This window comes from Leisingera sp., from assembly GCF_034669605.1.
Taxonomy (GTDB): domain Bacteria; phylum Pseudomonadota; class Alphaproteobacteria; order Rhodobacterales; family Rhodobacteraceae; genus Leisingera.
Genome location: NZ_JAXMOX010000143.1, coordinates 1 through 12,468 on the forward strand (window position 1 = coordinate 1; position 12,468 = coordinate 12,468).

The 12,468-nt window shown below is 58.4% G+C and carries 17 protein-coding genes; 7 read left to right on the forward strand and 10 right to left on the reverse strand.

The features are described from left to right. Positions 1-479 precede the first annotated feature (479 nt). The 8 genes from VOI29_RS16625 to VOI29_RS16660 all read right to left on the reverse strand — a co-directional run bounded on the left by VOI29_RS16625 (position 480) and on the right by VOI29_RS16660 (position 5,439). Complete coding sequence (locus tag VOI29_RS16625) at positions 480-659, reverse strand: hypothetical protein (RefSeq protein ID WP_323781065.1); 180 nt, start codon at positions 657-659, stop codon at positions 480-482. Positions 660-1,282: 623 nt separating this feature from the next. Then, positions 1,283-1,594 (reverse strand): hypothetical protein, encoded by a 312-nt coding sequence (locus VOI29_RS16630; protein WP_323781068.1) that lies wholly within the window; start codon positions 1,592-1,594, stop codon positions 1,283-1,285. A 19-nt stretch (positions 1,595-1,613) separates the two neighbouring features. Further along, a complete protein-coding gene (gene hflC, locus VOI29_RS16635; protein WP_323781071.1) occupies positions 1,614-2,633 on the reverse strand; it encodes a protease modulator HflC in 1,020 nt (339 codons plus the stop codon). Next, positions 2,630-3,697, reverse strand: coding sequence for an FtsH protease activity modulator HflK (gene hflK, locus VOI29_RS16640; RefSeq protein ID WP_323781074.1), 1,068 nt, complete (start codon positions 3,695-3,697; stop codon positions 2,630-2,632). The genes hflC and hflK overlap by 4 nt, the downstream gene beginning before the upstream one ends. A 74-nt stretch (positions 3,698-3,771) precedes the next feature. Next, positions 3,772-4,263 carry a hypothetical protein gene (locus VOI29_RS16645; RefSeq protein ID WP_323781077.1) on the reverse strand — a complete coding sequence of 164 codons (492 nt, stop codon included), beginning with the start codon at positions 4,261-4,263 and terminating at the stop codon, positions 3,772-3,774. A gap of 173 nt (positions 4,264-4,436) precedes the next feature. After that, a complete protein-coding gene (locus VOI29_RS16650) occupies positions 4,437-4,751 on the reverse strand; it encodes a hypothetical protein (protein WP_323781079.1) in 315 nt (104 codons plus the stop codon). Further along, the gene (locus VOI29_RS16655) at positions 4,748-5,134 is read right to left on the reverse strand and encodes a hypothetical protein (RefSeq protein WP_323781082.1); all 387 of its coding nucleotides are present in this window, start codon (positions 5,132-5,134) and stop codon (positions 4,748-4,750) included. The genes VOI29_RS16650 and VOI29_RS16655 overlap by 4 nt, the downstream gene beginning before the upstream one ends. 143 nt (positions 5,135-5,277) lie before the next feature. Continuing rightward, positions 5,278-5,439 (reverse strand): hypothetical protein, encoded by a 162-nt coding sequence (locus VOI29_RS16660; RefSeq protein ID WP_323781085.1) that lies wholly within the window; start codon positions 5,437-5,439, stop codon positions 5,278-5,280. Between the two features lie 355 nt (positions 5,440-5,794). Between VOI29_RS16660 and VOI29_RS16665 the strand changes: the two genes are divergently transcribed. The 3 genes from VOI29_RS16665 (at position 5,795) to VOI29_RS16675 (ending at position 7,099) form a co-directional block, all read left to right on the forward strand. Beyond that, complete coding sequence (locus VOI29_RS16665) at positions 5,795-6,214, forward strand: hypothetical protein (RefSeq protein WP_323781088.1); 420 nt, start codon at positions 5,795-5,797, stop codon at positions 6,212-6,214. After that, positions 6,211-6,624 carry a hypothetical protein gene (locus tag VOI29_RS16670; RefSeq protein WP_323781092.1) on the forward strand — a complete coding sequence of 138 codons (414 nt, stop codon included), beginning with the start codon at positions 6,211-6,213 and terminating at the stop codon, positions 6,622-6,624. The genes VOI29_RS16665 and VOI29_RS16670 overlap by 4 nt, the downstream gene beginning before the upstream one ends. 286 nt (positions 6,625-6,910) lie before the next feature. Beyond that, on the forward strand, positions 6,911-7,099 hold the full coding sequence (locus VOI29_RS16675) for a hypothetical protein (protein WP_323781095.1): 189 nt from the start codon (positions 6,911-6,913) through the stop codon (positions 7,097-7,099). A gap of 65 nt (positions 7,100-7,164) precedes the next feature. Here VOI29_RS16675 and VOI29_RS16680 read toward each other — a convergent pair whose 3' ends face one another. Then, positions 7,165-7,899 (reverse strand): Crp/Fnr family transcriptional regulator, encoded by a 735-nt coding sequence (locus VOI29_RS16680; RefSeq protein ID WP_323781098.1) that lies wholly within the window; start codon positions 7,897-7,899, stop codon positions 7,165-7,167. Between the two features lie 153 nt (positions 7,900-8,052). Here VOI29_RS16680 and VOI29_RS16685 point away from each other — a divergent pair, with 153 nt between their 5' ends. Beyond that, positions 8,053-8,295, forward strand: a complete 243-nt coding sequence (locus VOI29_RS16685; protein WP_323781101.1) for a hypothetical protein — start codon at positions 8,053-8,055, stop codon at positions 8,293-8,295. A gap of 324 nt (positions 8,296-8,619) precedes the next feature. On the opposite strand, the gene VOI29_RS16690 is transcribed toward VOI29_RS16685, so the two are convergent. Further along, positions 8,620-8,964, reverse strand: a complete 345-nt coding sequence (locus VOI29_RS16690) for a hypothetical protein (protein ID WP_323781103.1) — start codon at positions 8,962-8,964, stop codon at positions 8,620-8,622. A gap of 511 nt (positions 8,965-9,475) precedes the next feature. Here VOI29_RS16690 and VOI29_RS16695 point away from each other — a divergent pair. From VOI29_RS16695 to VOI29_RS16705, 3 genes are all read left to right on the forward strand, one after another. Further along, a complete protein-coding gene (locus tag VOI29_RS16695; RefSeq protein WP_323781105.1) occupies positions 9,476-9,856 on the forward strand; it encodes a hypothetical protein in 381 nt (126 codons plus the stop codon). A 425-nt stretch (positions 9,857-10,281) separates the two neighbouring features. Continuing rightward, positions 10,282-10,464 (forward strand): hypothetical protein, encoded by a 183-nt coding sequence (locus VOI29_RS16700; RefSeq protein ID WP_141889285.1) that lies wholly within the window; start codon positions 10,282-10,284, stop codon positions 10,462-10,464. Between the two features lie 226 nt (positions 10,465-10,690). Next, positions 10,691-12,468, forward strand: a 1,778-nt coding sequence (locus tag VOI29_RS16705) for a type IV secretion system DNA-binding domain-containing protein (protein ID WP_323781109.1), incomplete at its 3' end; no start/stop codon positions are given.

Below are 12,468 nucleotides of genomic sequence, written 5' to 3' on the forward strand. Positions count from 1 at the left end.
GGGTCGGTGTGCTTGGCACCGTGCTCATCATCGTCGTCGTGCTGCTTCTGCTTGGCCGTCTCTGACCCTGATGACGCCGCCGGCTGAGGCAACGGCCCCATCTGACCCGGATAATCTGACTGGGACAGTGCAAAATCAGTTAGTTGCTCTTAGTCGCCGGGCACAACGAATTTGCTGCAAAGGGTGATTATCCGCCTTCCCGCAATCGCCTCAGTTCCACGATTTACGTGGACAGGGCTCACCCCTCAAACAAATTGCCGGAAGAGAGTGTGTCAGCCGGGAAGCGCTGCCTCTCCGCCCATTGTGTCCAGATCTATCCGCAAGATTGCCGCCAGCAGAAGATTTGTGCGGCAGGCCCCTCTTTTCAAGAGGCCGGAATAAGAGAACCGCCCGGCGCGTCTTGCCGGGCGGCCTGATGCATTGATTGCAAAGAACAGTATCAGGGAACGCTTTGTCGGTCTCTGACAACTCCCTGATTGTCATTTTTTCGGAGTTTTGGACGGCGTTTCTGCGCCGGTGTCTTTTTGAGCCGTTTCCGCAGCACGAGAATGTGGTTCTGCCTGATCCTTATCTTGCCCGCGCGGCGCGTGAGCGCCGGTATCTTTGACAGGCTTCGCTTGTTTTTGGGCGTTTTCGCCCTTGTTCGGTTCATGGGGCATTCCGGTAATCCTTTCAGGGAGGTATCGAGCGGGCAAAGCTGTGCGGGGAAACCCTGCATCTGACCAAGAGGGTCCGCCCCGCTTTGCGCCTGCTCGAAGTTTAACGTCACCAGACCAATGCCAGTGACCTCTTCTGATTATAAACCGGTTCGGACAGCGCCCGAATAACACAGGTTAGCGGCCGCACATTGAAAATCGAGGATAGCTTCAGATGCTGGACACCCGCCCTGAACCCCACCACGCCGACATCGATTATGGTAGGCTCTGACCTACACCAGCCTTTTGATGTGGAATGAGGTGCTGCAGTGCGGGCCGGCGAAGGCGAGATTCCCTGCACCAGTGAATACTGTTGCCCAGCGGGTTCGCACTGGGCAGGACCTGTCTGCCATCCAAATACTGAAACTGTGGTCTGTTCCGCTGCTCTGGCAGATCTTAGCGGCGGCGGCCCGGTGGGCGCACCGACTGCACCAGCGTTTGCCACGAGTTCGACTTTTTGCAGCGCTGGCAAATGCGTTCCCCAAAACCTTCGCTCCAGAATGGTGTGCGGCAGCGAAGGCACAAACGTTCTTGCGGAACATCCTGGAAAGCACGCACCGGTATTTTCTTCTGCTCCAAGTTCCCGGTCATTGGCCTGCGTCCTCCTCTTCGATCAGCCGGGCAAGATCGCCAAGCGCGCGCTCTATGAGCCGCTGCCGCCTGGCATCCCGGGCGTCGGCGGTTTCGGAATACCGCCGGATCAGATACTGCGCCTTGATCGCCGCCTCATGCCAGTTAGAGGCCGGTTCGGCGAGAAGCTGCACTTCAAGTTCTTCCTGCCGCCGGCGGAGTTTTCTCTGATCGGCTTCGAAGTCCTTCAGGGCGTGCCGCCGGATGTCGGTCGCAATCTGGCTTTCGGCGCTTCGTCTTGCGTCTAAATCCACCGGTTTTTCCGTCATCTCCTCGTCCTCCGATACATCAGCGTTCGACCGCGGCCGTCAGGCCGGGAGCGGGAGGAGACGTGCTCCCAGCCGGCTCTCCGCCCTCCATTCCACTCAGAAACCTGAAAAGGTCGCTGTCCGTTGTCAGCACCAGCGTCGTACCCCCTGAAATCATGTCCTTGTAGGCCTGCATTGTCCGGGTGAACGCATAGAATTCAGCTGCCTGGGCGTCGGTGTTGTAGGCGTTTGCGTAAATCGCAGCCGCCGAGGCATCAGCCACGCCGCGGATTTCCTCGACGGCGCGATACGCTTCGGACTGGATCTTGTTCAGATCGCGAACCCGGTTGCCGCGGATCCGCGCGGCTTCGCCATTGCCCTCGGAAAGAAACCGTTCAGCGATCTGCCGGCGCTCTGAGATCATGCGGTCGTAGATCTTCGGGCGCACACTCTCGTTGTAATTGATCCTCTTGAAACGGATATCGAGAAGCTCGATCCCAAAAACGTGAACCTTCTCTGAGGCGGCTGCGAATATCTCCTGTTCCACAAGTGCGCGGCCTTTCTGGATAGGAACCAGAGAACCTATGTCCTGCGCGCGCTCTTCATCGGTCAGAAGCGTGTCCCGCAGCGGGATCCGGCCCTTCGTGGTCCGGATAATCTCTATCAGCTCGTGTTTGGCGACGGCGTTGCGGGTTTCGCTGCCGAGAATATCGTCGAGACGGGATTGCGCACTGCGCTCATCGCGCAGCCGCAGAAAATATTGCAACGGGTCGGTGATCTTCCAGCGGGCGAACAGATCGACGGATATGTAGAGCTTGTCCTTGGTGGGCATGTCAGAAGGATTACCGTCCCACTCAAGAACCCGGCGGTCGATCCGGTTGACTTCCTGAACGATGGGCAGCTTCAGCTTTAAACCGGCCGTTATGACTGGTTCACCGACCGGTTTACCAAATTGGGTGATAATGGCCTGTTCGACTTCACCAACTGTGTAGAGGGAACCGGAGGCAATCACGCCAACTGCAGCCGCAATCCCTGCAATGAGGCCCAGTCTGATGTTCATGGCGAATTCTCCTGAAGCCTGTCGAGGTTCAAAAGCGGCAGGATGCTCGCAGTCGATCCTTCGACAATGATTTTTGACAGAATACTGGGCAGAACATCCTGGAGGGTTTCTATGTATATCCGCCGCCTCGTGACCTCAGGCGCCTTGACGTATTCGGCCAAAAGCGCGGTGAACCGCGCGGCGTCGCCCTCCGCTTCGTTAATGCGTTTCAGGCGGTAGCCGTCAGCCTCGCGGATCCGCTGATCCTTCTCGCCTTCGGCCAGCGGAATGACCTTGTTATATTCGCGGCGCGCTTCGTTGATCAGGCGCTCTTTTTCCTGCTGCGCCTGATTGACCTCATTGAACGACGCCTGAACGGGGCCCGGCGGATTGATATTCTTCAGCTGCACCTGGTCGATGCTGATGCCCATGGCGTATTTCGTGGACAGAGCCTGCATCTTGAGAAGGGCCTCACTCTCTATCTCCTGCCGGCCGATGGTGATGACCTCGTCAACCGTTCGGTCGCCAACGACCTCGCGCATCACAGACTCAGAGACGTAGCGCAAAGTCGCGCTTGGTTCGCGTACTTCGAACAGGAATTTCAGAGGGTCCGAGATCCGGTACTGCACCACCCATTCCACAAGCGCGGCATTCAGATCCCCCGTAACCATTTCGGTTTCGCGCCGGCCGTCTGACGGGCTCTGGAAGGGATCGCTCCTGCCCGGCGTCGTGAACCCGAATTCCTGTTTCAGCTGCCGTTTCACTGGCACCAGTGTGGCAACGTCTATGCCAAGCGGGAACTTGAAATGCAGGCCAGGCGGGACCTCAGCAGTGTATCTGCCAAAACGCTGGACAACGGCGACCGAGTCGCTCGGGACTGTGTAATAAGAAGACCAGGCCGCGACCGCCGCCAAGACTATCGCTCCTGCAACCAGCACCCCCCTCAGAGGCGGCCGCCCATCAGGGAGCAACCCGCCCAGGCGGTCACGGCCTTGACGAAGAAGATCGTCAATCTCCGGCGGATTGCGCTTCTGTTTGCTTTGCCATGGCCCACGGTCTTCCGGGCCGCCGTTCTGGTCGGGCATTTTGTTTCCTCTCTTGCTCGCACGGACCGGCACCCCGGCGCAGGCCTTGGCGGTCCCGGGGACATCCACACGTCTTATTCCCCCTGTGTTGGCATTCCTTCGTTCTCCGCGGCCTGTATCGGAGAGTTTTCCTTTGACGATTTACCTGCTGGAGCAGCATCCGGCGCCTTTTTGTCCGTCCGGGATGCATGCCCGCCTGCGTAGAGATGCCGAAGCTGCATCTCGGAAACGCCGTCGGCCTCCATCACCAGCCGAACCATCGGATCTGCCAGCATTTCTTCCAGGAAAAGTTCGGCCAGATCCTTTCCGGTCAGCTTGTCTTTAGCCATGGCCTCATCGAGGTCGGCCAGTGAAACGGTCAAAGTTCTCGCCAGGCCAGGGTGGGATGCCCGAGGATGCAGCTTCACCGCTACAGAGGTTTTCCAGGCTTCCGGGTGCAGCTGGTCGGGTGGTGAACACAGTTCCGTTTCAATATCATACTCTCCTGACGGAAGAGTCTCGTCGAAGCCAGGCACACTGAAAGGCCGGGCAAATACTGCAGTGGACTTTCTGACTAGCTCGTTCATGGGAGAAGTCCTCTCATCGAAGTGACAAGCGGGCCAAGGCTGCGGCTGCCAGCGCCTTGCCCTTGTCGTGGTAATCCCCGTGGAATACACCATCCACCTTGACCTCCCAGATGCCATTTCTCTCCCGGACACGGACGCGCTCCGCTCGCGCGGTGGGCCGATAGGGGTGCCAGTTAGCTTCCTCTTTTTCCTGATGGTGCATTGCGTTCACACTGTCTTTTTGAGCTTTCCGCCTTTGGCAATTGCGTTTCTCCAAGAACCATCACGGCGCGAATGAACTCTTCCGCGTAATCATCCGCGTTCCGGTGGTCATGCTCATGCCGCACCATGGCCATTGGTTCGACAAAGCGTTTCTTCAGGTGCTCTATGAAGCGCGGTTCAGTGTGGGACATGTACGCAATGAGCGACTGGAGAATCCGTTCATGGGCGAGCACGCGCCGTTCAAGATCTGTCATCTCAGGCAGAGACGGTGACATGGCACTGTTCATCCTTCATTGATCGTGTTTTCCGGGCGCTCCGGCGACTTGTCGACGTCAAGGGCTGCAAGACAGGCCTGCGCAATGTCGCGGTCCGGGGTCTCGGCTCCCGGGACCGTCGCCCAGCCGGCTTCCATGAGGGCATCCCGCTGCCGGAAGGTAGCAACGGCTCTGATCGCTGCCAGCTTTGCGTCGAGTTCCGCATCGGTTCGGGCCATGTCCAGGCAGACAGGCACCAAAGCCGTGACTACATTGTTGCGGGCCATGGCTATGGCCCTGTCGTTCGAGGTTCCGCCAGTCACCCAGCCGCCCCAGGTGAACCCGACGAAGCCGGCAAGTACCGCGCCGGTCACGGCGCCGCAGAGGCCGGGTTTAAGCCATTCGGGAGCGTTCATCGTAGTTCCTCCAGCGGGGAAAGCGCCGCCTCGCTATCTTCAAGTGTCGCGTTTCTGGTTTTGGCCAAGCGCTGCTTCCAGGTCGGCCCAGGTAGTTGGCCGCAACTCTGTCCGGCCCGGCAAACGCCCCTTGCCGTGTATGGTCAGGTAAATCGCCGTTCTGGGTATGCCGTGAAACTCAGCGGCTCGATAAGTTCCTCCTCGACCAGCACTTCGTATTCGCCGCAGGCAGCTCGTGCGGATATCCGGACAAGGCAAAAAAGCTGCGGGAAGGTCACGATGGACGTGATTGAGCGCAAGGCCATCACCCGTCTCCGCGATGTTTGCCTGTCTTTCGCGCTGCCTTGGTTGCGACATTCCAGTTGCAGAGAGGCCGGCAAACTTTGCGGTCCTCATACATTATCCCGGATCCGGGCGGTGCGCGCTGACCCATGTTAGCGCCGCCAAGATCCGCGGAGATCCTGGCCGTGCGGGCGAACCTGGACCTGCCCCGCGGCTTGACTTCAGAGGACTGGAGACCGGCTGATCTGCGTCAGCGCGTGCTCCGGGCAATGCGGGTATGATCGGAGTTATCCGGAGCTTTTACCCGGCAAGCGGCAGCCCCGCTCTTCCGGAACAGCCGCTCCCAGGTCCGGACACATCAAAAAGGAGGATACGCCGATGCCTGCCGCTGGCATTCTTCATCCGCACGAGCCCGAGTTTGACCGGTTTTTGCAAGCCTTCGTTGGCGAGGACCGGAATGGCAATGCCGTTACGGTTCTTTCGGCGCTTGCGAGACTTGAACTCGAACCTTGGGAGGAGGCAGCCGCACTTGCCGCGTTGGAGAAAGAGGCCGCGGGCTCGCGACTGGAGATGCTGTTGTCGCAATTCCGGGACGTGCCCGCACTCAAGCAGGATAGCGGAACGCTCGCGCGAAAACTGACCCGTCTTCTTCCCAAACGCGGCGGACGCTTGACGACCGTTCCCGGCAACGCAGAAAACGGGCCGGCAAATTTGTCTGGGGTGATCTGGGCGGTACTGACGATCCTCTTTCTGATTATGCAGTTTATACTCGCAGGCACTCCGGGGACGGGCCAATGACCCTCCGCAAGGAACAGGACCGGGACCGTCGGCATTTGGATCGGAAACATGGGGGACCGATCTGTCAGGACCACGCTATTCTCTGGGATCTGGAGGAGCGGTTCTGGACCAGCGGCGCGGACAGCGCGCGCAGCTCAACTGCGAAGAATGCAGTGATGATATTCCCCTATCCGCCAGGCATCCTCCAGGGTGACCTGATCTGGAAGCACGTGAAGCAAAACACAGGCTGGCGGACTGTGCAAATGAAAGACCGCAGCGTGGCAAAAAATGACGCTGTTGCTGTGCTTGCCTACCTCGTCATAGCCGAGAAGCCAGGCTCACCAATCTATGAAGCTCTTTGCGCGTCAACATATCTTCTGGACGACAGCGGCTGGCTGCGGCTGTCACACCAGCAAACACCGGCCACATGATGCGGGAGGCAACCTATCTCAGCGAAAATGAACCCTTCAGAGGGTTATTCACCATCGTTCAAGCTTCGTGTTCCCCGTCTACCGGCTGAAATACGCGGATCCCGCGCTAGGCTAACTTGCGTCAGTGCGGCAACGCCGAGCAGAGGGCTAGATGACATTCTGCCCGCCGAATCCTCGGCAGCAGTAATTTCCGAGAGTCGGAGAGGCGCGGGTAACTAGCAACTCACCAAATGATCTGCGCTCTCGCGCGCCCTTCTTCTCGGAATGCCCAGGAAAGGACAGCCCTATGACACCTGAACAAACCAATGTCGCCCAGAAGATGACCTCGGTCAAAGCGGACTGTGACAAGGTAAGCGCAGGCCCCAAGAAAGACCGGGCTCTGAAACACTATCATGCCGCCGAAAAGGCGCACCAGGCGAAAAACTACGCCGAGACCAACAAGGAACTCGACGCGGCGAGCGCAGCGATTTCCTGACATCACTTGTTTTAGAAGACGATCGGGCCGCCGTCAGCTTTCCGGGGGGGAGGGGGCGGCCTTTTTCATTTCAGAAGCGGGCCGGTTTGATCCAGATACGCCGGATCAAATTCCGCCAGATCCACCAATTTGTCGTAGTCGCCGAACGTCACCCGGCCATCCCGAAAGGTTACCAGGCCGCTTTCGCGAAGGCGGCGCAGAACGCGGTTCACATGGACAGAGCTTAAGCCGAGCGCATCGGCAAGATGATACTGCGTCAGAGGGCAGGCGAAACCGCCTTTGTCCCCAAGTCCGACCAGCGTCATCCTCGCCCCCACTTCCAAAAGGAAATGCGCCATGCGCGCCTCCGCAGCACGCCGGGCAACCCCAACGAGATGCTCGACGACCATGGCTTCGTCCCGTGACGCTGCCCAGAGGATGGCCGACGCCAGGCGAGGCGTTCTCTCTAACGCTTCCAAAAGGTCGTCCGCGAGGACTTCTGCCACAAGTATGTCCGTGATCGGCTCGAAACTGTGATCGGAAGTGCGGAGCAGCACGCTGCGCAATCCAAGAAAATCACCCGGTATCTGGAAATCCACGATCTGCCGGGTTCCGTTCGGCTGAAGCTTGTAGGAACAGACCCAGCCATCGGCCAAAATGTAGGCGGCCTGATCAGACTGCCCTTGATGCACCAGATCACGACCTGCCGTGAAGGACCGCCGACGCAGGTGCAGGCGCTCTAGAACGCGCAGTTCTTCCTCAGACAACGCGACGAAGGCTTGAAGCTTCCGCGTAAGCGGGCTTTCTTTGATATCTGCCATCAGCTCCTCACAAGCCCGTTAAACACTCCTGAAGCAATCGCGCGGAGACTGCTTTCGATTAGCCCAGCATACCATTTTTTCTGCGAAGATGCTTAGAGAAGCGAGGCTGTTCTGCCGCGCGATCTCTTACCGCCACCCAGAAGGATGCCATAGATGCTTAGCGAGAAGGACTTCCAGGGAGTGGCCGCTCTTTCGATCTGCGAAGCGCTGCTGCTGGCAATGAATGATCACAATGTTCTGCCCGAACATGAGATCGTGGGCATCCTGCGTGATGCTGCAAAAACGCATGAGAACGCGGCAGGCACAGACAGCGAAACAGAGGCGCACCTGGCCGTGGCGGCTCTCATTAACCGGATCATCGCCGGAGGAAACTCCGTTCGCAGACCGCCGGAATGAAATGTTAGCTCACAGCGTGTTTGACATCTCCCATGACGCATTCTTCCAAATCATACGGATTGCACAACCATCCGCTCGGTCACCAGGGCATGCCGGATGGCACGGCCGCCAGGACGGCGGCGTCCAATCTGGCATAGAGAATGCCGGATCTGCCTCAACCGCGCGGCAAGCGCGGATTCAGCCAGGACACTCGCCCGTCACGGGCAGGGCAGGCGTTCATTAGTGGGCCAACCGAAGGAGACCGTTATGCAACTTCCAAATTCCAGGCTGGAACAACTACATTCAGAAATGTGCTCTGCGCATACGGAACGTCAAAGTGAACAGTTACGGACACGGCAAACTGACAGCACTGCATCCCAAAAGCTTGAACAGGTCGAAGCAGAAATTAAGAGCTGGGCTGACGATGCCCGCAAGATTGAAGCCGATGACCGCGATGAGCACTCTGTCGCTGATTTGGTGAAGCGAGCCAGGGAAATAAACCTGAAACTTAGTGAGGGCTACACATAATTTGGCCAAACCTTCTGCATTGTGATCTCGATCCAAGGTGCCCGCGTCTTTCGTGTCCAAACGCCATGCAGCGAAAGCGCGGTTTTGATCTACCGTTCGAACCCAGCAAGCAATGACCGCTTCCGTGACAAAGGTTGCAAAGCAGCGAGAAGCCTGCCGCATGTGCAAAGCGATGCTGCGTCAGCAAAGAGGAAAAATCCAAGGTCGGTTTTGTCCCGCTCTTTTCCTGTTCGTGCTGGATGCAGCGAAGGTCGCCAAACAAACCTTAGCCGAAGAACAACCGTGGCCGCCAAGCGGCTCGCGTGGGCCTCGCTTTGCTACGCGAAGGCTCCGCTCAGCCCGCGCTACCGGCGGAAATTACACCAACCGTTGGGACACTGCTCCTATTCGCATGCCATCCGGCCGGCAATCTGAACACGTTCCCAGGTGCCGCTGCGCGTCAGCCTCCTCGGAGGAATCCATTCCGCAGTTGGACTCAATCGAGGCGGAACCAATTTTTTTTTCAGGGGCGACGGTCACCCCGGCCTCTGGGGGGGGGGTGACTTACGCCAGCGCATCAATATCCACTGTTGACACGAAATTGATATTCGTGTCACACATCGAATACGGGACGCCATGGCTTCTCGTCAAACAATCATCTTGCTAGGAAGTCGTCGCCAACAGGGGACGACACATGCCGATAGAACGTTACAAATCCTTGGTCACGATCGCTGGCGTTTGCAGCTGGAAGAAAGCGGGACAGGTTTTTCAAGTTCGGTATGACCTGGTAAAACCAGGGGTGAACAGCGGTGCTCCGGCGTACAATTGTATCTACATTGTGGACGGCCAGGAGCACGTTCTGGTCCCGTCTAATGCCAGACCTAGCGGCTTTGTTGAGGAACGTCAGATCAACCTCTGGCCCGGTATTCTCAAAAAGCACCACCTGGAATACGGCGATGGTTCAATGCTGGTCTTCAACCCGGAGGATCAAACCCTCTCTACCTGGATGGTCGGCTCTGACGGCAAGGCTGAACTCAGCACAACCGGCGAAAACAGAACAGCGGCGGAAAGCTAGCCACGGCGCGGCGCGGCCGCTGCTTCCTGCAGCTGACGCTGAAAATAAGCACGAAAATAGTGCCGCAATCTCCCCGCCGGAAAAGTCTGCGCGGCGCATGGGCGTGTGCATGTCCAGGCATCCGTCGGGTTTCCCAAGTATCACGAACATTCTGAATTTCGCCTGCAATGGGCGAGATCCCGCGGTGTCGGACCCGCGGGTATTTTCCGTGCATCTGAGACAATGAAAGGAACGAGGGATTCGCCCCTGCGCAAAGCTGGAAACCGGCACTGGCCAAAGGCGTGGAGACCGCTGTCTGCCGGTAACACTGCATCAGACAGCCGCACGCATAGCGGCGGAATTCAGGTCAGGCAGGCAGACTCATTTAGCGTAATCGGGCTTTTGGAAAAACGACGAAACACTCAACAGGACAAAAGGAAGACGGCATGAACACCATCTGCCAATGGTTCTATCTGGCTGGATATGGCGGATGGATCATGCCCCGCTGCCTGCGCAGGCTGACGGCGCGTTCTGAGTTTCATCGGGCGTGGGTGACCGGCAGTCTTGGTTTCTTCGAGGAAGACGGCGTGAGGTTCAGCCCAGCCAGCCCATACTATCCGCCCAGCTGACCACAGCGATTTTCTCAGTGAATGAAAATAGCGCGGCCCAGGAGACATCCGGGCCGCGGCACCCCGGCTATTGCCGTTTGGAAACAACAATTTGCGAAGTGCCGCGGGTGTCCCGAGCTGTTGTCGGACTGCTCGCGTTGCAAAAGGAACGAGGGAAACGCCCGTGCGCAATAAAGGACATACCCAGCTTGTCAGAGGCGGCCAGACGACACAACACTGGACCCGCATGGCAACTCAGGTGTTCAAGTACAGCACCTCGGTAGCTGCTGCAGCGTTCACCATCACGTTTCTGATTCTCGTCGCTCAGAATTACGAAATGGATAAGGTGCGACTCACCGGTATCTACTGGATTGCGGAATTCAACGTTGAACAGCGCGGCACCGAACTCCGCGAACTCAACTATGTGGATCTCGACGGCAGGCGCGTGAAGCGTACCGCCGGACAGATCTATGCAGACCGCGGCATGCGCGCGACCTATGACCTCTACACTGCCAATGCCTGGCGCTTCCTCTATTTCTCGCTGCTGCCTGCCGCCGCCGCGTTCGCCTTCACCTTCGCGGTCTTCGCCATGGTCGGCCGGTCGCTGAAAGAGGAAGAGCATATCCGGGGTGCACGCCTGGTCACTGCCAAGGAACTGAAAGCCTGGTCAAAGCGGAAATGGCGCGAATATGAGAAACGCTTTGGCAAGGGCACCAAGAAAGGCCCGCGCTACACGCTGGCCGGGATCGAGTTTCCGCCCAATGCTGTAGAGGCGCAGATCGGCATCACCGGCACCGTCGGCACCGGTAAGTCGAACCTCATGCACGAGCTGCTGAACACCATCCGGGCCGCTGACGGCAGGGCCATCATCTATGACAAGATGGGCGGCCTGCTGCGCGACCACTACGACCCGGAAAAAGACATCATCCTCAACCCCTTCGATGAACGCTCTGTGGGCTGGTCGCCTTTTAATGAGGTGGCTTCACTGGAGGGCTTCGCGCAGATCGCCGAGGTGATGATCCCGGATCAGCAAGGCTCCATGGACAGTTTCTGGACCCAATCCGCCCGGCTGGTCTTCCAGTACACCGCCCGCGAGCTGGCAAAGGCCGGAAAGACCACCAATGCAGATCTTCGCAAGGCTATCATGAACATACCTTCCGAGGAGCTGGGCAAGCTGGTGGCTTCGACACCGGGCGCTCACTTCTTCGGGGAGCATGTTGCGAAAACCTCCGGCTCGATCCGCGCCAACATGATCACCGAGCTGCGGTTTCTGGAATATCTGCGCGATGACGCCGAACCCTTCTCGATCCGCGATTGGGTTGTGAATGACCGGCCCGGCTTCGTGTTCCTGACCGGTGATGCGGAAAAGTCGGCCGCGACACGCAACATCATCTCGACCTTGTTTGAGGTGGCAGCCAACGCGCTGATGACGACAGAGGAAAGCCGCGACCCAAAGGTCTGGTTCTTCCTGGATGAGGTGCCAACCCTCAACAAGATGCCCTTCCTTCCCAAGAGCCTTGCGGAGATCCGGCAGTTCGGCGGCGCTTTCGTCGTCGCCTACCAGGTGTTTTCCCAGCTGGAAGACATCTACGGCGACAAGGCAGCAGAGACGATTTCCGGCGTTCTGAACAACCGGGTTGTGTTCAACACTCCGGATTACAACACCGCGCAGCGCTCCTCCCGGTCTCTTGGCGAAGAGGACGTGATCGAGCAGCAGGAAAACATCACCCTCGGCGCGCATGACACCCGCGACGGCGTGGGCATTGTCGGCCGCCGTACTCAGCGCGCCATCGTCACCCCGGCGGAAATCCAGTCATTGCCGCAGTTCGTGGCCTACTTCCGCCCGGCCTATGACGCCCCGACCGCCAGGGTGCGTTTTGAACCTGTGCCGACCACGGCCACCGCGGAGAAGTTCGTCCCCTACAAAGGGAACGGCTTTGATGCGGGCGGAATGCAGGTTGCCGCGTTGAATGTGGAGATCGAGGAGGGCGAGGCCGCGAAAGAAGGTTTCGCCGCCCTGAACCC

Bases quoted from the DNA above. Each gene is read 5' to 3' on its own strand.
- VOI29_RS16625 (WP_323781065.1), bottom strand. From the start codon at position 659: ATGCCCCATGAACCGAACAAGGGCGAAAACGCCCAAAAACAAGCGAAG.
- VOI29_RS16630 (WP_323781068.1), bottom strand. From the start codon at position 1,594: ATGACGGAAAAACCGGTGGATTTAGACGCAAGACGAAGCGCCGAAAGC.
- hflC (WP_323781071.1), bottom strand. From the start codon at position 2,633: ATGAACATCAGACTGGGCCTCATTGCAGGGATTGCGGCTGCAGTTGGC.
- hflK (WP_323781074.1), bottom strand. From the start codon at position 3,697: ATGCCCGACCAGAACGGCGGCCCGGAAGACCGTGGGCCATGGCAAAGC.
- VOI29_RS16645 (WP_323781077.1), bottom strand. From the start codon at position 4,263: ATGAACGAGCTAGTCAGAAAGTCCACTGCAGTATTTGCCCGGCCTTTC.
- VOI29_RS16650 (WP_323781079.1), bottom strand. From the start codon at position 4,751: ATGAACAGTGCCATGTCACCGTCTCTGCCTGAGATGACAGATCTTGAA.
- VOI29_RS16655 (WP_323781082.1), bottom strand. From the start codon at position 5,134: ATGAACGCTCCCGAATGGCTTAAACCCGGCCTCTGCGGCGCCGTGACC.
- VOI29_RS16660 (WP_323781085.1), bottom strand. From the start codon at position 5,439: ATGGCCTTGCGCTCAATCACGTCCATCGTGACCTTCCCGCAGCTTTTT.
- VOI29_RS16665 (WP_323781088.1), top strand. From the start codon at position 5,795: ATGCCTGCCGCTGGCATTCTTCATCCGCACGAGCCCGAGTTTGACCGG.
- VOI29_RS16670 (WP_323781092.1), top strand. From the start codon at position 6,211: ATGACCCTCCGCAAGGAACAGGACCGGGACCGTCGGCATTTGGATCGG.
- VOI29_RS16675 (WP_323781095.1), top strand. From the start codon at position 6,911: ATGACACCTGAACAAACCAATGTCGCCCAGAAGATGACCTCGGTCAAA.
- VOI29_RS16680 (WP_323781098.1), bottom strand. From the start codon at position 7,899: ATGGCAGATATCAAAGAAAGCCCGCTTACGCGGAAGCTTCAAGCCTTC.
- VOI29_RS16685 (WP_323781101.1), top strand. From the start codon at position 8,053: ATGCTTAGCGAGAAGGACTTCCAGGGAGTGGCCGCTCTTTCGATCTGC.
- VOI29_RS16690 (WP_323781103.1), bottom strand. From the start codon at position 8,964: ATGCGGCAGGCTTCTCGCTGCTTTGCAACCTTTGTCACGGAAGCGGTC.
- VOI29_RS16695 (WP_323781105.1), top strand. From the start codon at position 9,476: ATGCCGATAGAACGTTACAAATCCTTGGTCACGATCGCTGGCGTTTGC.
- VOI29_RS16700 (WP_141889285.1), top strand. From the start codon at position 10,282: ATGAACACCATCTGCCAATGGTTCTATCTGGCTGGATATGGCGGATGG.